Origin of the sequence: Psychroserpens burtonensis DSM 12212, assembly GCF_000425305.1 — a bacterium.
Classification (GTDB): domain Bacteria; phylum Bacteroidota; class Bacteroidia; order Flavobacteriales; family Flavobacteriaceae; genus Psychroserpens; species Psychroserpens burtonensis.
Genome location: NZ_AUDE01000025.1, coordinates 42,333 through 64,885 on the forward strand (window position 1 = coordinate 42,333; position 22,553 = coordinate 64,885).

The 22,553-nt window shown below is 34.4% G+C and carries 20 protein-coding genes; 13 read left to right on the top strand and 7 right to left on the bottom strand.

What is annotated here, in order from left to right:
* Positions 1 to 4: 4 nt before the first annotated feature.
* The 6 genes from H593_RS0111865 (at position 5) to H593_RS0111890 (ending at position 6,135) form a co-directional block, all read left to right on the top strand.
* On the top strand, positions 5 to 595 hold the full coding sequence (locus H593_RS0111865; RefSeq protein WP_245585046.1) for a DUF2911 domain-containing protein: 591 nt from the start codon (positions 5 to 7) through the stop codon (positions 593 to 595).
* A 56-nt stretch (positions 596 to 651) separates the two neighbouring features.
* On the top strand, positions 652 to 1,143 hold the full coding sequence (locus H593_RS0111870; protein ID WP_028872652.1) for a DUF305 domain-containing protein: 492 nt from the start codon (positions 652 to 654) through the stop codon (positions 1,141 to 1,143).
* Positions 1,133 to 2,911: an efflux RND transporter periplasmic adaptor subunit gene (locus H593_RS0111875; RefSeq protein ID WP_028872653.1), complete on the top strand. Its 1,779-nt coding sequence runs from the start codon at positions 1,133 to 1,135 to the stop codon at positions 2,909 to 2,911. The genes H593_RS0111870 and H593_RS0111875 overlap by 11 nt, the downstream gene beginning before the upstream one ends.
* 21 nt (positions 2,912 to 2,932) lie before the next feature.
* Positions 2,933 to 3,334: a heavy-metal-associated domain-containing protein gene (locus tag H593_RS0111880; RefSeq protein ID WP_028872654.1), complete on the top strand. Its 402-nt coding sequence runs from the start codon at positions 2,933 to 2,935 to the stop codon at positions 3,332 to 3,334.
* A 102-nt stretch (positions 3,335 to 3,436) separates the two neighbouring features.
* Entirely contained in the window at positions 3,437 to 5,677 is a 2,241-nt protein-coding gene (locus H593_RS0111885) for a TonB-dependent receptor (RefSeq protein ID WP_028872655.1), read from the top strand.
* Positions 5,678 to 5,763: 86 nt separating this feature from the next.
* Positions 5,764 to 6,135, top strand: a complete 372-nt coding sequence (locus tag H593_RS0111890) for a heavy-metal-associated domain-containing protein (protein ID WP_147231837.1) — start codon at positions 5,764 to 5,766, stop codon at positions 6,133 to 6,135.
* Positions 6,136 to 6,367: 232 nt separating this feature from the next.
* On the opposite strand, the gene groL is transcribed toward H593_RS0111890, so the two are convergent.
* The 7 genes from groL to miaB form a co-directional block, all read right to left on the bottom strand.
* The gene (gene groL / locus H593_RS0111895) at positions 6,368 to 8,005 is read right to left on the bottom strand and encodes a chaperonin GroEL (protein ID WP_028872657.1); all 1,638 of its coding nucleotides are present in this window, start codon (positions 8,003 to 8,005) and stop codon (positions 6,368 to 6,370) included.
* Between the two features lie 147 nt (positions 8,006 to 8,152).
* On the bottom strand, positions 8,153 to 8,428 hold the full coding sequence (locus tag H593_RS0111900; RefSeq protein ID WP_028872658.1) for a co-chaperone GroES: 276 nt from the start codon (positions 8,426 to 8,428) through the stop codon (positions 8,153 to 8,155).
* Positions 8,429 to 8,612: 184 nt separating this feature from the next.
* On the bottom strand, positions 8,613 to 8,966 hold the full coding sequence (secG, locus tag H593_RS0111905; protein WP_037052255.1) for a preprotein translocase subunit SecG: 354 nt from the start codon (positions 8,964 to 8,966) through the stop codon (positions 8,613 to 8,615).
* Positions 8,966 to 9,943 (bottom strand): hypothetical protein, encoded by a 978-nt coding sequence (locus tag H593_RS0111910; protein WP_028872660.1) that lies wholly within the window; start codon positions 9,941 to 9,943, stop codon positions 8,966 to 8,968. The genes secG and H593_RS0111910 overlap by 1 nt, the downstream gene beginning before the upstream one ends.
* Positions 9,944 to 10,447: an LptE family protein gene (locus tag H593_RS0111915; protein WP_028872661.1), complete on the bottom strand. Its 504-nt coding sequence runs from the start codon at positions 10,445 to 10,447 to the stop codon at positions 9,944 to 9,946.
* Positions 10,448 to 10,620: 173 nt separating this feature from the next.
* On the bottom strand, positions 10,621 to 11,892 hold the full coding sequence (locus tag H593_RS0111920; RefSeq protein WP_028872662.1) for a sigma-54 interaction domain-containing protein: 1,272 nt from the start codon (positions 11,890 to 11,892) through the stop codon (positions 10,621 to 10,623).
* Between the two features lie 15 nt (positions 11,893 to 11,907).
* Positions 11,908 to 13,347 carry a tRNA (N6-isopentenyl adenosine(37)-C2)-methylthiotransferase MiaB gene (gene miaB, locus H593_RS0111925; RefSeq protein WP_028872663.1) on the bottom strand — a complete coding sequence of 480 codons (1,440 nt, stop codon included), beginning with the start codon at positions 13,345 to 13,347 and terminating at the stop codon, positions 11,908 to 11,910.
* Positions 13,348 to 13,536: 189 nt separating this feature from the next.
* Between miaB and H593_RS0111930 the strand changes: the two genes are divergently transcribed.
* From H593_RS0111930 to porM, 7 genes are all read left to right on the top strand, one after another.
* Complete coding sequence (locus H593_RS0111930) at positions 13,537 to 14,319, top strand: hypothetical protein (protein ID WP_028872664.1); 783 nt, start codon at positions 13,537 to 13,539, stop codon at positions 14,317 to 14,319.
* A gap of 32 nt (positions 14,320 to 14,351) precedes the next feature.
* A complete protein-coding gene (locus tag H593_RS0111935; RefSeq protein WP_157588845.1) occupies positions 14,352 to 14,789 on the top strand; it encodes a hypothetical protein in 438 nt (145 codons plus the stop codon).
* 159 nt (positions 14,790 to 14,948) lie between these two features.
* Positions 14,949 to 17,489 carry a type I DNA topoisomerase gene (gene topA, locus H593_RS0111940; RefSeq protein ID WP_028872666.1) on the top strand — a complete coding sequence of 847 codons (2,541 nt, stop codon included), beginning with the start codon at positions 14,949 to 14,951 and terminating at the stop codon, positions 17,487 to 17,489.
* A gap of 8 nt (positions 17,490 to 17,497) precedes the next feature.
* Positions 17,498 to 18,664, top strand: a complete 1,167-nt coding sequence (locus H593_RS0111945; protein ID WP_028872667.1) for a formimidoylglutamase — start codon at positions 17,498 to 17,500, stop codon at positions 18,662 to 18,664.
* Positions 18,665 to 18,857: 193 nt separating this feature from the next.
* Positions 18,858 to 20,222 carry a T9SS ring complex lipoprotein PorK/GldK gene (gene porK, locus H593_RS0111950; RefSeq protein ID WP_456238964.1) on the top strand — a complete coding sequence of 455 codons (1,365 nt, stop codon included), beginning with the start codon at positions 18,858 to 18,860 and terminating at the stop codon, positions 20,220 to 20,222.
* Positions 20,223 to 20,293: 71 nt separating this feature from the next.
* Positions 20,294 to 20,929, top strand: a complete 636-nt coding sequence (gene porL / locus H593_RS0111955; protein ID WP_028872669.1) for a type IX secretion system motor protein PorL/GldL — start codon at positions 20,294 to 20,296, stop codon at positions 20,927 to 20,929.
* Positions 20,930 to 20,976: 47 nt separating this feature from the next.
* Positions 20,977 to 22,542, top strand: coding sequence for a type IX secretion system motor protein PorM/GldM (gene porM, locus H593_RS0111960; protein WP_028872670.1), 1,566 nt, complete (start codon positions 20,977 to 20,979; stop codon positions 22,540 to 22,542).
* The last annotated feature ends 11 nt before the right edge of the window (positions 22,543 to 22,553 follow it).

The following is a 22,553-nucleotide window of genomic DNA, read 5'->3' on the forward strand; positions in this document are numbered from 1 at the left end:
AAATATGATGAAAAACACAATTTTAACTTTATGTATCATGGTTCTGATATCCTGTAAAGACAATAGAAAAGAAGTTCAAGATACAATACTTCTAACTGAGGCTGAACAAAGCGGGACAATTTCAGAATCAGAGAAAAAGAAGCCATTAAGCCCTCATACATCAACGATGGTGATGATTGGTGATGCCCATATTCATATAGATTATTCGTCACCAGGAGTAAGAGATCGCATCATATTTGGTGGATTGGTGGGTTATAATATCGTGTGGCAAGCTGGAGCGCATAATGCCACTTGGATTGAAACTAACAAAGATTTAATTTTTGCAGGGGAAGTATTACCAGCAGGTAAATATGGCTTTTTTACGATTCCTTCAAAAGGCGATTGGACAGTAATGATTAATAAAAATTGGGATCAACATGGCAAAGATCACTATGATGAGAAAGACGATATGATTCGTTTTAAAGTAACTCCTACCATTTCTGAAGATATTCAAGAACATCTCGAATATAAAATCACTAAGATTAGTGATAAATTAGGAGTGATAAGTATGCATTGGGAAAAGGTCAAAATTGAATTACCGTTTACGATTAAGTAATTAGAGAAACTTCTTAATGTTGCCTAGATAATTATTAATATAAAAACTATGAAATCATGAATTCAGAAGAACACATGAATAATAAAGAAGGAATGAGCAATTACAAAACATTTTTTTTAATGTTAGGATTGTCATTTTTTGCAATGTACATCACCATGTATTTAAACACCTATGCTATAGATCATCTCTATTTTAGCTTAACACGTTTCTATATGGTCTGTTTAGGGATTTCAACTATGGCAGTTATTATGCTGTTATTTATGCTGAAAATGTATAAAAACAAAAATAAAAATTTGGCTATACTCACTGGAAGCTTTGTGCTATTTGTTAGTGCATTAGGATTGGTTAGAGCACAAACACCAATTATTGGTGACGTACTTTGGTTGAAAGGAATGATTCCTCATCACTCGATAGCGATATTAACGAGTGAACGTGCAGATATTCAAGATTTCGAGGTCAAACAACTTGCAGAAGATATTATTAAAGCGCAGCGAAAGGAAATAGAAGAAATGAAGGGAATGATAAAACGTTTAGAAAATGAAAAATAATAGGATAGCAATATATATTGGTTTGCTCGCCATAGGCGTCCTTCTAGGGTGGTTTATTTTTGGAGGAGTATCCAATACAGAAACAAAACATAATCATGATACTGTAACAGAAACCAATCAAATGTGGACCTGTTCAATGCATCCACAAATCATGCAACCAGAAGCAGGTGATTGTCCTATTTGTGGAATGGATTTAATTCCCGTTGAAAGTAGTTCGGAAGGTTTATTAGCAGATCAATTTAAGCTTTCTGAAAATGCTATGGCATTAGCCAACATACAAACCTCTATTGTAGGAAACAGTAAATCAGAAGGTAATACTATTAAGTTATCTGGAAAGATTGCTGAAAATGAAGAAGCTAATGCAGTTCAAGTGAGTTATTTCTCAGGACGACTTGAACTTCTTAATGTGAGTTTTACAGGAGAAAAAGTGAGAAAAGGACAACTATTGGCTACTGTTTATTCACCAGAATTATATGCAGCCCAACAAGAATTAATTACAGCAGCTTCCATAAAAAAATCACAGCCAGCATTATACAACGCAGTACGTAATAAATTGAAATTATGGAAACTTTCTGAAAGCCAAATCAATCAAATTGAAACCTCTGGTAAAGTAAAAGAAAACGTTCCGGTGTACGCTACCGTTTCAGGTACCGTTTCAGAAAAATTAGTTGAACAAGGTGATTATATTAAACAAGGTCAACCATTGCTTAAGATTGCAAATCTTAGTACAGTTTGGGCAAATTTTGATGTGTACGAAAATCAAATTGATTTGTTTAAAAAAGGACAAGAAGTTTCTATAACAACCAACGCATATGATAACAAAAAATTAAAAGGGATCGTAGATTTTATAGATCCTGTTCTGGATACTAGAACAAGAACTGTGAAATTAAGAGTTGTGCTTAATAATAAAGAGGAAGCATTTAAACCAGGAATGTTTGTTGAAGCAGAAATTAAAGGAATCAGGTCAAATAATGAACAAGTATTAGCAATACCTTCCTCTGCTGTTTTATGGACAGGAAAACGCTCTGTAGTGTATATAAAACCGGATTCTAAGGAGTCTATTTTTCAAATGCGTAACATTATATTAGGTCATAAGATTGGAGATAGTTATGAGGTTTTAGAGGGTCTAAATAATGGTGACGAAATTGTAACCAATGGCACGTTTACAGTTGATGCAGCAGCTCAATTACAAGGAAAAAAATCTATGATGAATAGAGATGGTAGAAAGGGCATAGCTGGCCATGAAGGACATCTTGGGAAGGAAACAACTACTTCAGTAAATAATAAGAAGCCTTTCAATATGAATGAAAGAGTGAAAGTCTCAAAAGACTTTCAAAATCAATTAAAAATAGTTTTTAATGATTATATCCATTTGAAAGATGCATTAGTAAAAGATGATTCAAAAAATGTACAATCAGGATCAAAACGTTTATTAGCTAATTTGTCTAAAGTTGATATGAAACAATTAGAAAATAACGAAGCTCATAACCATTGGATGTCATTAGAAAAAGAGATAAAAATAGCAGCAACTTCAATGTCAAAAACCTCTAAAATTGTAGCGCAAAGAATGTATTTTAAGAACCTTTCATCATACCTAACTAATGCAATTGAAGTATTTGGTATCAATGAAAAGGTATACCATCAATTTTGTCCAATGGCAGATGATAACAATGGTGCGTACTGGTTGAGTAAAGAAGAAAAAGTAATCAACCCCTATTTTGGTGACGCAATGCTCACCTGTGGAGAAGTGAAACAAGTAATAGAATAATAATAATTAAATTTTAAAAAAATGAAGAAAGTAATTTTAAGTGTAGCTATATTAGCTGCAATGGGTTTTACAAGTTGTAAAAATGAAGCCAAAGAAGAAACAGTAACAACATCTAATGAAGTCTCTAAAGAAATGGCTTTGGTAGATGTAGCTTTTGGAGTAAGAGGGAACTGTGGGATGTGTAAAAGCACAATCGAAAAAGCAGCTAATGGTGTTGAAGGGGTGTCTAAAGCAACTTGGGACGTCGATAAAAAGAATGTTGAGGTGTCTTTTGATGGTACTAAAACAGATGTATTATCAATTCATAATGCCATTGCAGCGTCAGGTTATGATACTGAAAAAGTAGCAGGAAGCGAAGAGGCTTACAAAGATTTACCTGGTTGTTGTAAATATGACCACGAAATGGAGATGAATATAGAATAAGACGGTATTCAATTTGAAATTTAAATTCAGGCATAATTTTATGTCTGAATTATAAAATTTAGAATTTTAGACAGTTTTATACCAACCCAAAAACAATTATAGTTGAAAAAGATTTTATTTTTTATTTTATTGCTGCCTACTATCGCATTTTCGCAAGAGAAAATTGAAGGTATTGTAACAGAGAAAACAGATGGAAACAAGACATTTTCATTGGCAGGAGCTAATGTGTTTTGGCTCGATACATCGATTGGCGCAGTCACAGATATTGATGGTAAGTTTAGTCTTCCGTACCAATCGAGTTACACAAAACTAGTCATTAGTTTTGTTGGTTTTAAAACGGATACATTGACGATAACAAAACCTAGATTCATTAAACATCTACTGGAGGCTACGGGAGATTTAGATCAAATAGTCTTAACGGCGAGAAAGCGAGCCACTTCAAGGTCTTATATGAGTGCTCAAAATATAATGACCGTAAGTAGTGATGAACTCCTAAAGGCAGCGTGCTGTAACTTGTCTGAAAGTTTTGAAACCAATCCATCTATTGATGTCAATTTTTCTGACGCTGTGACAGGGACACGTCAAATTAAAATGCTTGGTCTAACAAGTAAGTATATATTAATTACTACTGAAAATATACCATCCATTAGAGGAGCCTCCCAAGCCTATGGATTAAGTTTTATACCAGGAACTTGGGTTGAAAGTATTCAAATTACTAAAGGTGCGGGAAGCGTTGTTAATGGTTTTGAGAGTATTGCAGGACAAATCAATGCAGAGTTATATAAACCAACAACCGATGCAAGTTTATTTGTTAATATATATGGATCTGTCAATGGTCGTTTAGAGCTTAACACGCATCTCAATACTAAGGTGAGTGATAAGTGGAGTACCGGACTTTATATTCACGGAAATACCAGAGATCAAAAGTTTGATAATAATGATGATGCGTTTTTGGATGTGCCACTTAAAAAGCAAATTAATGTCATGAATCGTTGGCAATATACGAATCTAGAAAAAGGCTTTCTGAGTTTTATTAATGTGCGTTATTTAAATGATGTCAATCAATCAGGTCAATTAAATTTTGACCCAGATACCGATCGTTTAACAATGAATGCTTGGGGAAGTGAAATCAATACAGAACGTTTTGAAATTTCAGCAAAGACGGGTTATGTGAATCCAGAAATCCCTTGGCAAAGCTTAGGAGTCCAATTTGCCTATAGTAATCATAAACAAGAATCATATTTTGGATTGAATCAATATGATATCAATCATAATAGCGTGTATTCCAATGTAATTTATAACTCCATTATTAGTGATTCTAGGCATAAAATAAAAACAGGTCTTGGTTTTACTTATGATAATTATGAAGAGTTTGCTATTGGAGCTGATTTTGAACGTACAGAGCGTTCTGCAGGTGCCTTTTTTGAATATGCCTACGACAATTTAGATAAGTTTACGTTAACCGCAGGTTTACGTTTTGATACGCACAATTTATTGGGTGAATTTATTACACCTCGTTTGCACGCACGATATACCCCTTGGGAGAAATCTGCTTTTAGAGCATCCATAGGAAGAGGAAAACGAAGCGCCAATATTTTTGCTGAAAATCAAAGCATTTTTGCGACGTCAAGAACAATAAATATTTTTAATGCCAACGGAAATATCTACGGGTTAGATCCAGAAATTGCATGGAATTATGGGCTGTCGTATCTTCAGGGTTTTAATCTCTTCGGAAGAAAAGGAGATGTGATTGTTGACTTTTACAGAACAGATTTTCAAAATCAAGTCGTTATTGATTGGGAAAACCCACAAGAGGTCAATTTTTATAATCTAGATGGAGATAGTTTCGCAAACAGTTTTCAATTAGAATTGAATTATAACGTATTTGATAATTTCGATTTTAGAACGGCTTATAAGTATTATGATGTACAAACACAATATCAATCTGGAAGATTAACAAAACCGTTAATACCAGCACATCGTTTTTTCGCAAATGCATCTTATGAAACGCGATTGGATGAAGGGGAAGCTTCACAATACAAATTTGATTTGACCTATAATTGGTTGAGTGAACAACGTTTTTCTTCTACTGCATCTAATCCAATAGCATATAGATTGCCAGAAAAATCACCAACTGTAGGGACCTTAAACGTTCAGGTTACTAAAGTGTTTTCCCAAAAATTTGAAGTATATTTAGGAGGTGAAAATATTACAAACGTGAGACAAAATAATCCTATTCTAGGAGCAGAGGATCCTTTTGGTTCAAATTTTGATACGACCTTTGTATATGGACCAATTTTTGGAAGTATGTATTATGCAGGATTACGATTTAAAATAAAATAATAATTAACACACTGTCACTTCGAGCGGAGTCGAGAAGCTAAAAGTCTTTGAATCTAAATGACTGGACAGATTTAAAAATTACAACTATGAATTCAAGAAAAAAAATAACACAATTAGCTACTGTACTAATCCTTTTAGTAACAACAGTAACCTTCGCTCAAAACAAAAACGAGAGAGCTTCATTAGAAGTCGATGGGGTTTGTTTAATGTGCAAAGACCGTATTGAAAAAGCAGCGATTAGAACAAAAGGTGTGAAATCAGCAATTTGGAATGTAGACACTCATGAGCTTAAATTAATTTACGACGCTCGTAAAACGAACTTAGATTCTATAAGTAAAAAAATAGCTTCTGTTGGTCATGATACCAAAAAACTGAAAGCATCAGATGAAGCATACGCAACTGTGCACCCTTGTTGTAAATATCGAGATGATGAGGTCCAAGAGGATCATAAAAATTAAAAACAAAAAAGCTCAAACTTAAGTTTGAGCTTTTTTGTTTTTAATTGACTTCTCTTTAATTAAGGGCCTCATCAATTCTAGATATTTAAAACATTACAACTTTTTAATCTTGTCTTCCTATCTGCTCTTTTTTCTTGATATGAGGTCTTAAAAAAAGAGCCTTTGATAATTATCAAAGGCTCTTTTTGTGTATGACTAATATGAGTCATTGCTTGCGTGTCTAGGCTCTCGACTACATCATTCCGGGCATACCACCACCCATTCCGCCTGGCATTCCACCACCAGCAGATTCTTCTTTAATGTCAATTAAAGCACACTCTGTAGTTAAAATCATTCCAGCAACCGATGCCGCATTTTCTAATGCGATACGTGTTACTTTTTTAGGATCAATGATTCCTGCTTTAAGCATATCAACATACGTCTCGGTTTTAGCATCAAAACCAAAGTCTTTTTTGCCTTCTAATACTTTATTGATAACTACTGAAGCCTCACCACCTGCATTTTCTACAATGGTTCTTAAAGGAGATTCAATAGCTTTTGCTACAATTTGAATTCCTGTTGCTTCATCAATATTCTCTGTCGTGATTTTCTCTAAAACAGCTTTTGCTCTTACTAAAGCAACTCCACCACCTGCAACGATGCCTTCTTCTACAGCAGCTCTTGTTGCATTTAAAGCATCATCAACGCGATCTTTTTTCTCTTTCATTTCAACTTCACTCGCTGCACCAACATAAAGTACGGCAACTCCGCCAGCTAACTTAGCTAAACGTTCTTGTAGTTTTTCTTTATCGTAATCGCTCGTAGTTGTTTCTATCTGCGCTTTGATTTGATTGACTCTAGCTTTGATATCAGCAGATTTTCCAGCACCATTAACAATTGTTGTGTTGTCTTTGTCAATCATTACAGACTCCGCTGTTCCTAACATAGTTAAATCTGCATTTTCTAAAGAAAATCCTCTCTCTTCAGAGATCACAATACCTCCAGTTAAAATAGCGATATCCTCAAGCATTGCTTTACGACGATCTCCAAATCCTGGGGCTTTTACAGCAGCAATTTTTAATCCACCACGTAATTTATTGACTACTAAAGTTGCTAAAGCTTGACCTTCTACATCTTCTGCAATAATTAATAACGGACGACCAGATTGAGCTACTGGCTCTAATATTGGAAGGATTTCTTGTAAGTTAGAAATCTTCTTATCAAATAATAATATGTAAGGATTTTCTAAATCAGCAATCATTTTATCTGAATCTGTTACGAAGTAAGGAGATAAATAACCTCTGTCAAATTGCATACCTTCAACAACATCAACGTATGTTTCCATACCTTTAGCTTCTTCCACGGTGATCACACCTTCTTTACCTACTTTACTAAAAGCTGTAGCTATTAGCTCACCAATAGTATCATCATTATTAGCAGAAATTGCAGCCACTTGCTTAATCATTGCTGAGTCGCTTCCTACTTTTTTAGCTTGCTTTTCAAGATCTTTTACAATAGCTTTTACAGCTTTGTCAATCCCACGTTTTAAATCCATTGGATTTGCACCTGCAGCAACATTTTTAATACCTTCTTTTACGATGGCTTGCGCTAATACAGTTGCAGTTGTAGTGCCATCACCAGCTAAATCATTAGTTTTAGAAGCGACTTCTTTTACCATTTGAGCTCCCATGTTTTCAAGCTCGTTCTCTAATTCAATTTCTTTTGCTACAGAAACACCATCTTTTGTTACTTGAGGTGCTCCAAATGAACGCCCAATAATAACGTTACGGCCTTTTGGTCCCAATGTTACTTTTACTGCATTCGCTAATGCATCCACACCACGTTTTAATCCGTCACGTGCTTCAATATCAAATTTTATATCTTTTGCCATTGTTAAAATGTATTTTATGGTTTCCACGACAGTGGAAATCTATTTGTTTTAAACTTTCAATATTCAAAAATTAAACTCCAAATGCTCGAATTACACTTGTTAGAAAGCTTTTTTGAATTTTGTTTTTTGTTTTTTTTGAATTTGCGATTAAATAATCGCTAGGATATCACTTTCACGCATGATTAAGTAATCTTTACCCTCTAGTTTTAATTCTGTACCTGCATATTTTCCGTAGAGAACAGTGTTACCAGATTTTACTGTCATTGGCTCGTCTTTTGTCCCTTTACCAACAGCGACAACTGTTCCTTTTTGTGGTTTTTCTTTAGCGTTGTCTGGAATAATTATTCCTGAAGCTGTTTTTGTTTCAGCCTGCACAGGTTCTATAAGAACTCTATCTGCTAATGGTTTAATGTTTAAGCTCATTGTTATATAAGTTTTTTAATTAAATAGTTATCTGTTAATTATAATCAACCCTTTTATAACTGCTAAAAATGTGCCAATACTATATAACTGACAAACTTGCAGTAGTGTCAATTTCCGAAGTAAAAAGCAAAAAAAAATGCCAACTGTTAAGTTGGCATTTTATATGATTTGAATAGTGATTATTCTATAAAGAATCTCCAGGATTTACAATGTTATCTGCAGCATTATCAGTTGGAGTATTTACTGGAACAGTTGTCGTTGTTTCGCTACCGTTAATTACTTTAGATTCTTGAGAACCTCCTGCACCAGGAATAGCAAAATTAGATGCTAAAATTAATGCCAATAGTAAGGTTGCTAAAGCCCAAGTACTTTTGTCTAAAAAGTCTGTTGTTTTTTTAACACCTCCTAATTGCTGTGTGCCACCACCACCAAATGAAGAAGATAATCCTCCTCCTTTAGGGTTTTGAACCATAACGACTACAACTAGTAAAAATGAAACTAGTATGATTAAGATTAAAAAGATAGTAAACGTATTCATTATTTTTGTGTATTATTTTCTTGTAATTCTTTTACTGCTTTAATTTGGTCTGCAAAGAAACCACTTTTTTCTGGATATTTCAAACTTAATATTTTATAAGATTGAATTGCCTTGGCATAGTTGTTTTGTTCTAGGTAAATTCTTGCTAGAGTCTCTGTCATCAATCCGTCATGAGCAACTTGATCACTAGTATCGGCATTTGCTTTTCTCATTTCTTTAGTGGGAACAATTTTTGGACTACTTTCTAGAAATTTATCTATAAGTTCAAATTTTTTGTTGACTGAATCCGATTTCTCTTCTTGAGAATTATCACTAATTTCAATGGTTTTATCGTTGGATTGGTCGTCAGTTATCGCGCTATCGTCTCTCTGTATAGGTTTAAAACTTGTTATTTTTAGCCACTCAGTAAAGGAGTGAGTTTCTTCTGTGACGAACTCTAACGGTTTACCAATTTGAAGAATATCTTCAGGTTTTTTTTCTATATGTTTGACGTCAATATCAATAATAACTTTCTCAGTAATAGTGTTTTGAAGTGATAAGAAATGAGCAACATCTTCTGGATTTATTTTTTGTTCAAATAGGTGTGGGTCAAGAACGCCTTCTGTGTTTTTTATATGTTGTTTGAGCGCATCGTCAATAGTAACGCTTTTATTGACTGAGATATCGTCAAGATCATTAACAGCTAAGCGTTTGAGATGTTCTGAGTTTTGTTTGATGATTTGCGATATTTCGTTTTGATTGAATATTTCTGAAGTAATAAAATCAAACAGAATACTGCGGTCTGTAGTGTAAGCAGCTGTAGTTTTTAATTCTTGATTGTATTTGTAACTCCCTGTATTTTTTAACCCTTTAAGGTGTAATGCCCTTGCCGATTGAAAGTATGGATATGTAATACTTAAATCATGTAATTCATTCGTCTGCTCATCTGTAATGTGCTGCGGGTTTTGAAGTATGTATGTGAAATCTGATTTATTCATTTACCACTTTGCCAATGTTGCATTAAAAATATCTTGTGTGATACGTTCAAAAATTTCTTCGTGTGCTGCATCTTTTTGAGCACCTTGTAAGAGCTGGCTACCAGGATAATCAAAAAAATGTGAAAAACGTTGTTCAAATTCCTCGTCAGGATTAGTAGTGTCAAAAAACCGTAAATTAACCGTTACTGTTAATCTGTTTTGGGCTGCAGTACTGTTCGATTGCGCTGTAGTTGGAGAAATTCGGTATTCTACAATTTCTCCTTCATAAATCAATTCACCATTTGATGTGGTAATATTTAAATTGGTTTGGTTAACGATCAAATCTTCTAAGGCAAGTTTGAAATCTCTATCAAAACCAGGTTCTATTAAATCTGAAGTGTTTTGAAAATAATTAACTTGAAATGTTTTTGCTTTTAAATCTTGAACTCCTGTAAAAGAATACGGTCCACAACCTAATAGAAGTAAAAATACCGATACAAAGATAAGATGTTTGATGTTTTTCATGCTTTAATACGTGTTACGGTTCATCGTTATGTGAGCGTAGATATAATTTGCCTTATTTGCAACATAAAAATCTGCGTGAGCTAAACCTTCCGCTTTTGTCTTGTAAATTAAGAACTATTTCTAGAAAACGGCTTTCTTATTAGAACTATTTCAATAGCCTTCATAATGTTGTATTAAAGGTCGTACTGTTTGATTTTTCTATATAAGGTTCGTTCACTAATACCCAGTTCGGTAGCAGCGAGCTTGCGTTTTCCTTGGTGACGTTCAAGCGACTTTTTAATCAATTCAAGCTCTTTGTCTTGTAAAGATAGTGTTTCTTCCTCTTCAATTTCTTCAGCAAAATGATATTTATCTATATTTTGGTTTTTATCATCAGGATCAAAATGTTTTTCTGATTTTTCTGCAATTGCCATTACTTCTAAATCCTGAAACTCTTCTGTATAGTTGTCTTTTTGAGGTTCTCCGTAGATTTTCTCAATCAAACTTTCATTGTCTTTTTCAACTTCGGAAACGTTCCCACTTTTCATTAGTTCCATCGTTAACTTTTTGAGATCATTTAGATCATTTTTCATATCAAAAAGGACTTTATAAAGGATTTCTCTTTCGTTACTGAAATCACTTTCAGACTTTTTCTTGTTTATAACTGCAGGAAGATTGTTGCTTCCGCTAGGCAGATATCCATCAAGCGTTGCAGCAGTAATGGTACGATTTTGTTCTAATACAGAAATCTGTTCAGCTACGTTACGCAACTGACGAATGTTACCATTCCAACGGTGTTTTTGTAAAATCGGGATAGCATCATCGGTGATTTTGATAGTGGGCATTTTATATTTTAAAGCAAAATCACTGGCAAATTTTCTAAACAATAAATGAATGTCTTCCTTGCGTTCACGAAGTGGAGGAATGTTAATGTCCACAGTGCTTAATCTATAAAAAAGGTCTTCTCTAAATTTTTCTTTCTTTATGGCTTCAAACATTTCGACGTTTGTTGCAGCGACAATTCTAACATCGGTTTTTTGTACCTTACTAGAACCTACTTTTATGAATTCACCATTTTCAAGAACACGTAATAAGCGTACTTGTGTCGTTAAGGGTAGTTCTCCAACTTCATCTAAAAAAATAGTACCACCATCTGCGACTTCAAAATATCCAGAACGTGTTCCAGTAGCACCAGTAAAAGCCCCTTTTTCATGACCAAAAAGCTCACTGTCAATGGTTCCTTCTGGTATTGCACCACAGTTTACTGCAATGTATTTGCCGTGTTTGCGATGTGATAATTGGTGTATGATTTTTGGGATACTTTCTTTACCAACTCCGCTTTCTCCAGTAACCAATACCGAAATATCTGTAGGTGCAACTTGGATGGCTTTTTCAATCGCTCTGTTGAGTTTTGGATCGTTTCCTATAATCCCGAAACGTTGTTTTATGGCTTGTATGCTTTCCATTTTTAATTCTTAGTTCTAATTTGAATATCCAACTGCTTCACCAATCAAAGTAGCACTGGTGCAATCTAAAATTTTAACTTTGACTAATTCTCCAATCTTATAATTTTCTCTCGGAAAAACAGCAACTATATTCTGTGATGTTTTTCCAGACCATTGCTCGTTTGATTTTTTAGACTCACGTTCAATAAGGACTTCAACCTCAGTATTTAAATATTTTTTAATTTGAATAGCGCCAAGCTCACGTTGTAATTGTACTATTTCTGCAAGGCGTCGCTTTTTAGTGTCTTCAGGCACATCATCTTCCAATTTGCGTCCTGCCATTGTTCCTGGTCGTTCAGAGTACATGTACATAAAGCCAAAATTATACTTCACGTATTCCATTAAACTTAACGTGTCTTGATGGTCTTGTTCTGTTTCCGTAGGGAAACCAGCAATCATATCTTGGCTAATAGAACATTCGGGAAGAATGCCTCTAATATGATCGATGAGTTCAAAATATTCTTCACGCGTATGCAAACGATTCATTTCTTTTAAAATACGGTTGCTTCCGCTCTGAACAGGCAAGTGTATATGCTTACAAATATTATCAAATTTTGCCATGGTATGAATCACATCAAGCGTTAAATCTTGAGGATTAGAAGTTGAAAATCGAATGCGCATGTTAGGTTGCGCTTTAGCACATAGTTCTAACAATTGTGGAAAATGAACAGCAGTCGCTTTTTGCATATCGCTGGCTTTAACCAAATCCTTTTTGAGTCCGCCACCATACCACAAATAACTATCCACATTTTGACCTAAAAGTGTAATCTCCTTATAACCTTTATTCCATAAATCATTAATTTCTCCGATGATACTTTGTGGATCACGACTGCGTTCACGACCTCTGGTAAAAGGGACAACACAAAATGTACACATATTATCACAACCACGTGTTATGGATACAAGTGCAGTGACACCATTGGTGTTAAGCCTCACGGGAGAAATATCTCCATAAGTTTCATCTTTAGAGAGGGTGACATTTATGGCATCTCTACCGTCATCAACTTCTGCTAATAGATTAGGTAAATCTTTATAAGCATCAGGTCCTACAACGAGGTCAACAATTTTCTCTTCTTCTAAAAATTTGGTTTTTAATCGCTCAGCCATACAGCCAAGAACACCAACTTTCATTTTAGGATTGATGCGTTTTACGGCATTGTATTTTTCTAGTCGTTTTCTAACAGTTTGCTCTGCTTTATCACGAATGGAGCAGGTGTTGACTAAAACCAAATCGGCTTCCTCAAGATTTTGAGTGGTATTGAAACCTTGATCGGCAAGAATAGAAGCCACAATTTCGCTATCGCTAAAATTCATAGCGCAGCCATAGCTTTCAATAAAAAGCTTGCGCGTATTTCCTTTTTTTTGTTCTAAAACGAGGTTGTTACCTTGTTTGCTTTCGTCAATTGTTTTGTCCATAGCATTTCCCGTGTAAACGGGAATCTCATTTTTAAAGGTCATTTATTCAATATTCGCACCAACCTTTCAGCAGGCAGATGCAAAGATAGTATAATTTAGAGGATTGTGACAAAGTGTCATAGCAGATTTTGTTTTGAAGATGCGTTTTATTTTGCTTTATTTGGAAAAATAAATCTAATTACTCAACGTATGTTATTTTCAGAAATTCAAAACAAGATTAATCAGGCTAGGCAACTCGATTTTGGTATGCTTTTAAATGATAGTATCGAGCTATTTAAAAAAGTTTGGCTTCAAGGGCTTATGATATGGTTAATTATGATGGCTTTCGTTATCCCATTGGTAATTTTTATATATGTGCCAATGGTTGTTTTTAGTCTTGTAGATGCTGAAAGCCCGAGTTTTTTTGAGGGTATGGAGGTGATGGCTGTTGTTTTCTTTGTCCTTGCGTATGTGCTTTTTGCCTTTATTATGTTAGTCGTTACATTTGGTCTAAAAGCTGGATTGTTTAGAATCATGCGTCAAAAAGATGCAGACATGATAGGGAAAGATGATTATTTGTTTTTTCTTCGGAAACCATATCTTTTAAAAACGATTACACTGTCTTTAGCTTATTTTGGAATTAATTTATTAGCAGTTTTATTGTGCGTATTTCCAATTATTTATGTGATGGTTCCACTTAACTTACTAGTTGTTATGTATGCTTTTAATCCCGAAATATCTGGTTCTAATCTAATCAAAGCAAGTTTTGATTTAGGTAATAAGAAATGGTTTATCACGTTTGGGATTACTTTCATCGCAGGAATATTGGCGCAAATGGTTGGTATGTTAATGTGCGGTATTGGTATTCTTGTGACGGCATCATTTGCTTTTATTCCATTATATTTCATCTATAAAGAAGTCATTGGTTTTGATGAAGACATAGATGAACTGAAACATATTGGAAATAATGAAAATTTTGATGCAACCCTTTAATACGTTTTACGTCTAATAGTAAAATACATCTTATGAAATTACCGAGAATTCTAATTGCTTGTTTTTGTTTTATACTATTACTAATGAACACGCAATGCGATGATGACGATTTTGATTATGTGCCTTGTGATCAAACAGTGGTTGTTGATGATGCTTTTTTTGAGTCTGCACAAACTCATGAGTATGAGTTTGATAGTTTAGAAATTAGTGATAGTTGCCTTTTTGTTAATATATCTGCTAGTGGTTGTGACGGTAATTCGTGGAGTATGGTATTAGTAGCTTCTGATGATATTGGAGACTCTTTTCCAGAGCAACGTTACTTAAAACTTGTTTTAACTAATGACGAAGTGTGTTTAGCAATTGTGTCGCAAGGGCGATCCTTTGATTTAACAACAATCCAAGTAGGTGGTAGTAATGAAATCATTTTAAATATTGAAGGTTTTCCAGAGTCATTGACGTATACCTATTGATGGGATACTCAATTACAAGTTTTGGATTTAGCCCAAATTGAATTTGGTTATTTTTTTTGTTTTTAAATAGATGAAACGATGCTTTTTTAAGTCGAAACTCACTTTAATTAGGAAGATAACTTTTTTTTCACATACATTTGTAGCCTCAAAAAATCATATATGCCGAAGAATTTAGTCATCGTAGAATCACCAGCAAAAGCCAAAACCATAGAAAAATTTCTTGGTAAAGATTTTAAAGTAGAATCTAGCTTTGGTCATATTTCAGATCTGCCTTCAAAAGAACTAGGAGTTGATGTAGAGGGAGATTTTAAGCCTAATTATCAGGTCTCTAAAGATAAAAAAGATATTGTCAAAAAATTAAAGGATCTTGCTAAAAAAGCGGATATCGTTTGGTTGGCAAGTGATGAGGATCGGGAGGGAGAAGCAATAGCATGGCATTTAGCAGAAACTCTAGGTCTTGATAAAGCAAAGACAAAACGAATTGTTTTTCACGAGATTACTAAAAGTGCTATCCAAAAAGCCATTGAAAATCCAAGAGATATTGATTATGATTTGGTGGATGCACAACAAGCCCGTCGTGTATTAGATAGAATTGTAGGTTATGAGTTGTCTCCTGTGTTATGGAGAAAAGTAAAAGGAGGTTTATCTGCAGGACGCGTACAATCTGTTTCTGTTCGATTAATAGTTGAAAGAGAACGGGAAATAATAGGTTTTGCGCCAGAAGCTTCTTATAGGATTGATGCTGAGTTTTCTAACGAAGACGGACAGACATTTAAAGCGAAACTTCCGAAGAACTTCTCAACCAAAGAAAAAGCATATAAATTTTTAGAATCTAATGCAAATGCAGGTTTTAAAGTAGCAGATCTACAAAAAAAGCCAGCTAAAAAATCACCAGCAGCGCCATTTACAACATCTACTCTGCAACAAGAAGCGTCAAGAAAGTTGGGCTATTCGGTTAGTAGAACGATGCAAAACGCACAACGTTTATACGAAGCTGGTTTGATCACATATATGAGAACCGATAGTGTTAATTTATCTGATGAGGCCCGAAAAGGAGCAAAAGCAGAAATTGAAGACTCCTATGGTTTAAAATTTAGTAAATCAAGACAATATAAAGGAAAATCTAAAGGTGCTCAAGAAGCTCACGAAGCCATTAGACCTACAGATTTTAATAAACATTCTGTAGATATTGAGCGTGATCAAGCACGGTTATATGATCTAATTTGGAAACGTGCCATTGCTTCTCAAATGAGCGATGCAGAGTTAGAGCGTACTAATGTGAAAATTGACGCGTCAACGCACAACGAAACATTTACTGCAAATGGAGAGGTTATTACTTTTGAAGGCTTTTTAAAAGTCTATCTCGAAGGTACTGATGATGAAGATACTGAGCAGGAAGGCATGTTACCTGCAATGAAAGTAAATGAGACCTTACTAAATAGTTATATTACAGCGACTGAGCGTTTTTCACGTGCACCCTATAGATTTACAGAAGCCTCTTTGGTGAAACAATTGGAGGAACTTGGTATTGGTCGACCGTCAACTTATGCGCCAACAATTTCAACAATTCAAAATAGAAATTACGTAGAAAAAGGAACTAATGAAGGGGTGGAGCGTGAGTATACGCAACTATTACTTCAACAAGGGAAACTGACGGATAATAGTTTAACCGAAAAAGTGAATAGCGATAAAGGGAAACTTGTACCAACAGATATAGGTATGATTGTGACTGACTTTTTAGTAACTCACTTCGGAAATATCCTAGATTACAATTTTACCGCAAAAGTTGAAGCAGATTTTGATCAAATTGCAGAGGGTAAAGAAGACTGGAAAAAAGTGATGAAGGAGTTCTACAAGGGCTTTCATCCTGTAGTTGTCGATGTTCAAGAAAATGCAGACAGAGAATCGGGAGAACGTGTTTTGGGTAAAGATCCTAAATCAGGAAAACAAGTGAGTGTTCGTTTAGGGAAATTTGGACCTATGGTGCAAATAGGAACTGTTGACGATGAAGAGAAACCAACCTTTGCAAGTTTGTCACCAGATCAACAATTAGCATCAATTACCTATGAAGAGGCGATGGATTTATTCCAATTGCCTAAAAGTTTAGGCACCTATGAGGATGAACCTATAGAGGTTAATAATGGTCGTTTTGGGCCTTATGTAAAGTTTGGTAAGGCATTTGTGTCACTTCCAAAAGGAACTAATCCTTTAGATGTAGAAATGGATCAGGCTATTGAGTTAATCAAAGAGAAGCAAAAAGCTGATGCTCCTATATATATGTATAAAGACCTTCCTGTTCAAAAAGGTAAAGGGCGTTTTGGACCATTTATAAAATGGAATAATATGTTTATCAACGTCAATAAAAAGTATGATTGGGACAATCTATCTGATAGTGATGTTGTAACTTTAATTGAAGACAAGATTCAGAAAGAAATAGATAAAGTCATTCACAACTGGGAAGATGAAGGGATTCGCGTAGAGAAAGCACGTTGGGGAAGACACAATATTATTAAAGGTAAAATAAAAGTTGAGCTTCCTAAGACTGTAGATGTTACAGACATGACCTTAGAAGAGGCTCAAAAAGAAATAGAAAAGAAAGCGCCAAAGAAAAAGGCAGCGGCTAAAAAGAAAGCACCTGTAAAGAAAAAAACAGGGACTAAAAAAGCAACTACTAAAAAGAAAGCTGCTACTAAAAAATAAGTAATACCATGAATTTTAATTTCTTATCTCCCGTCTCAGATTCAGTATTAGCTCATAATGAACTATTATCTGAGCAGGTGCTAGGGAAAAAAATAAAAATTCATTCTACTCAAAACGGTATTCCAGACTTAGATGGTGTGAAACTTGCCATCATAGGTGTTAAAGAAAACCGTAATGATGTTAATTATATGGGAGAGGAATTAAATTTTGATACCATAAGAACATCACTATATTCTTTATTTCCTGGAAATTGGCATACAACAATTGCCGATTTAGGTGATATTCCAGCCGGTTCAACTATTGAAGATACATATTACGCTTTACGAACTTTAATTTCGGTATTAATAGAGAACAAAGTCGTCCCTATTATACTTGGGGGAAGCCAGGATTTGACCTATGCTAATTATCGCGCGTATGATACGATGTCACCTATGGTTAATATCGTGAATGTAGATTCTAATTTTGATCTTGGTGACGCTTCCATAGAAATGAAAAATAATAGTTTCCTTGGGAAAATAATTTTAGAGCAACCTTACAATCTATTTAATTATTCTGTAGTTGGTTATCAAACCTATTTTAATTCTCAAGAAGAAATCGACTTGATGGATAAGCTTTACTTTGAGTCTTATCGTTTAGGAGAGGTTACGCATTCTATTAAGTTGGTAGAGCCCGTAATGAGAGATGCACATATTGTGACTATGGATTTAAAATCTGTTAGAGCAGCAGAGGTTGGTGCTAAGCAAAAATTTTCTCCTAACGGCTTTAATGGTAAAGAGGTATGCGCTATTGCACGATATGCTGGAATAAGTAATAAGGTGTCGTCATTTGGGATTTATGAATTTAAAACTACCTATGAGTTAGATGCAACGCCTATGCTAATATCACAGATGATATGGTATTTTATAGAAGGTTTTAATTGTAGGGTTAAAGATGACGATTTTAGTAATACTAATAACCATCAAAAATATAATGTGCTAATAGAGAATGATGAGTTGATTTTTTATAAAAGTTTAAAAACGGGACGTTGGTGGATAGAAATTCCTTTTTTACCAAATGTTAATAATAAATTAAAAAAGCATACGTTATTACCTTGCACGCATGAAGATTATCTAGAAGCAAGTTGTGGTAAAATGCCAGAACGCTGGTATAAAGCGTATAAAAAGAATAGTTTTTAGGGTCTATATATTATAAAATTTAACATATTTTTAATCGATGAAATGTTAACTTTTTGGGATAAAGTGTAAAAAAGATTGAAAAAAAATTGGATTTTACAATATATATAAATATGTTTACATCCTCAAAATAATTAAGCACAAGAATAAATATAATAATTACAACTAAATAATTTAACCTCAAGTTTCTATGAATATTAAGAAGTTTGCCTTATTGACAACCGTTTTAGCCCTAATGGTTAGCTGTAACTCTGGAGACAGAGGACAACTCGTAGGCGTTAAAGGAAACAAATGGCACCCAGAAAAACCTTATGGTATGGCACTTGTGCCAGGTGGTGCATTTATAATGGGAAAATCTGATGACGATTTAGCAGGAGTACAAGATGCGCCAACTAGAACAGTAACCGTGAGAGCCTTTTATATGGACGAGACCGAAATCACTAATAGTGAGTACCGTCAATTCGTAGAATGGGTTAGAGATTCTACCTTAAGAACCAAATTAGCTATTCTAGCTGATGAGATTGGAGAAACTCCAGGGAATGGTGGTATTGGAGAATTTGCATTTAACAATGCAGATCCAGACGATATGACTGTTTATGAAAAATACATGGATAATAACTATAGTGGCCTAGGACCTACAGGCTATGAAGGTAAAAAGTTAAATAAAGATATTGATTTGATTTTTGATACTGCAGATTATCCAGACGAGTACTATGCTGAGGTTATGGATACCATGCATCTTCCAATTGAGGAGTCTTACAATGGCCAACGCACTTGGGATGTGAAGAAATTTAAATTCCAGTATAAGTACATGGACATTCAGAAAGCTGCAAAAAACAGAGATTTAAGCCGTAAAGATGTTATTATAACAGAAGAGGTCACTGTGTATCCAGATACAACTGCTTGGATTAGAGATTTTTCTTACTCCTATAATGAACCAATGCACAACGATTATTTTTGGCATGATGCGTATGGAGATTATCCAGTAGTAGGCGTGTCTTGGAAACAAGCAAAAGCATTCTGTCAATGGAGAACTTTATACCATAATTCTTATAGAAAATCAAAAGGAAAACAATTTGTGAATTCTTATAGATTACCTTCTGAAGCAGAATGGGAATATGCAGCAAGAGGCGGTCTTCAAGGAGCAACGTATCCTTGGGGTGGACCATATGCTAAGAATGATAGAGGTTGTTTTATGGCAAACTTTAAACCATTACGTGGTGATTATGCGGCAGACCAAGCCTTATATACTGTAGAGGCCGATGCTTATGAGCCAAATGATTTTAACCTGTATAATATGGCTGGAAACGTTTCAGAATGGGTACAAGGTTCTTACGATGCTGCTTCATATGAATATATGTCATCATTTAATCCAAGTGTTAATAATCCAGATAATGAACGTAAAGTTGTTCGTGGAGGTTCTTGGAAAGATGTAGCATACTTCTTACAAGTAAGTTCTAGAGATTACGAATACGCTGATTCTGCAAGAAGTTATATTGGCTTTAGAACCGTTCAAGATTACATGGGAACTGAGGTAACTAAGAACGCTGCTACGAACTAAAAAATTAATTAACTAAACTAAACATTAATCTACTTAAGTCACATTGACTTTAAAAACTAAAAAACAAAATTATGGCACAGAAGGGAAAAATCACAATCGCTAATATGGTCTATGGACTTGGAGCTGCAATCGTTATACTTGGAGCTTTATTTAAAATTCAACACTGGCCTTATGGATCACTTATTCTTACAATAGGTATGATTGTTGAAGCCTTAGTCTTTACGTATTCTGCATTTGAAAGACAAGGAAATGAATTAGATTGGTCTTTAGTATATCCTGAATTAGCTGGAGGACAGTTAATTTCTAAAAAAGCTAAAAAAGAAGAGCCTAAAGATGCTGAAGGATTATTATCTAAAAAATTAGATAACTTATTAAAAGATGCAAAAATTGATGGTGAATTAATGGCAAGTTTAGGAAACAGTATTAAGAATTTTGAAGGTGCTGCAAAAGGAATTAGCCCAGCTGTCGATGCTATGAATGCTCAAAAGAAATACGGTGAAGAATTGTATTTAGCTGCAGCTCAAATGGAGTCTTTAAATAGTCTCTATAAAGTGCAAATGGAAAGTGCGAGTCGTCAAGCTACAATTAACGAAGAGTCTGTAGTTAACGCTGAGAAATTAAAAGAACAAATGCAATCATTGGCATCTAACTTATCATCATTAAATGGTGTATATGGAGGAATGTTAACTGCAATGAATAAAAACTAATTAGTTTTATTAACTATAATTATTAACAACTAAAAAAACTAATTAACATGGCAGGAGGAAAATTATCTGCAAGGCAGAAAATGATTAACTTGATGTACTTAGTCTTCATTGCAATGATGGCTATGAACATGTCGAAAGAAGTATTGTCTGCTTTCGGTTTAATGGAAACAAAGTTTGCTAATGCAAACGAATCAACAGCAAATAGAAATGAAGCAATGTTGATGGATTTAAGTACTAAGGGAACTGAAAAACCTGAGGAATTTAAAATACCAGCAGCGAGAGCACAACAGGTTCAGATTGCTTCAGACAAACTTTTTAAATATATAGAGACTATAAAAGTAGACTTATTAAGAGCAGGTGATTATAAAGTTGATCCTAAAACCGGTAAGTTACCATTTGAAGCTATGGATAAAACTGATATTCTTGATGAAGCTTGGTTTACTGGTGATCGTCTAACGAAGAAAGGTGACGAAGTCATGGCTCAAATAAATGCCTATAAAACTGCTATCAAGAAAATTTTAGCAACTGACGAAAGTTACAGAGGTGAAAGTGAAAGTTTTGAAAAGAGTTTTAGTCTTGCTAAAGTGCCCAATAAAGATGGGAAAGAAATTGATTATTTAAATGCTAATTTTCAAGCTTTTCCGGCAATTGCGTCTTATACTAAATTAACAGCATTGCAAAACGATGTTAAAGTAACAGAGGCAAATCTTTACAGCTTATTTTTAGGTAATACATTATCCGAAGCAACAACACTTAATAACTATAAAGCTATTGTACTAGCTGATAAATCTGCGTTTTTTGCAGGTGAGAAATTTCAAGGTCGCGTAGTTATTGGTAAGTATGCCAATGTGCCACCAACTAAATTAATGGTGCAAGGTATAGAAGTAGATTTATCAAAAGCGATTGATTCAACCGGTGCTGCTACATTAGATTTTAATGTGGGTAATGTTGGTGAGCATACTATCAACGGTGAATTTACTTTTATTGAGAATGGTAAAGAATTACCTATTCCAATTGTAGCTAACTACGTTGTAGTGCCACGTCCAAATTCTGCAACTATTTCTGCAGATAAGATGAACGTTGTGTATCGTGGTGTTGATAATCCAATGACGATTTCATTTGCTGGTGTGCCAGATAATAAAGTGTCTGCCTCTGGACCTGGATTGAAAAAAGGTTCAGGAACGGGGAAATACTCAATGGTTCCAACATCTGGAAGAGAGGTGACAATAAACGTTACAGCTTCCTTAGATGATGGTTCTAAAGTAAGTGACAAAGCAATATTTAGAATTAAAGATATTCCAAAACCAGCTGGTCGTATTGCAGGACAAACAGGTACTGCTAAACTACCTAGAAATAATGTTGAGATTGGTAAAATCGAAGCAGTTTTAGAAGATTTTGATTTTGATTTGCCTTTAACAGTAACAGAATTTAAGATTAAAATAGAAGGGAAGCCTTCTGTAACATGCTCTGGTAATAGACTTAATGGTTCTGCAAAGTCAGCATTAAGAAGTGCTCCAAGAGGATCACAAGTTCAAATTTTTGATATCAAATCAAGAACTAATGGACCAGCTATTAAACCAGCATCGCCACTTATTATTGAGTTGACTAATTAATCAACTTATAA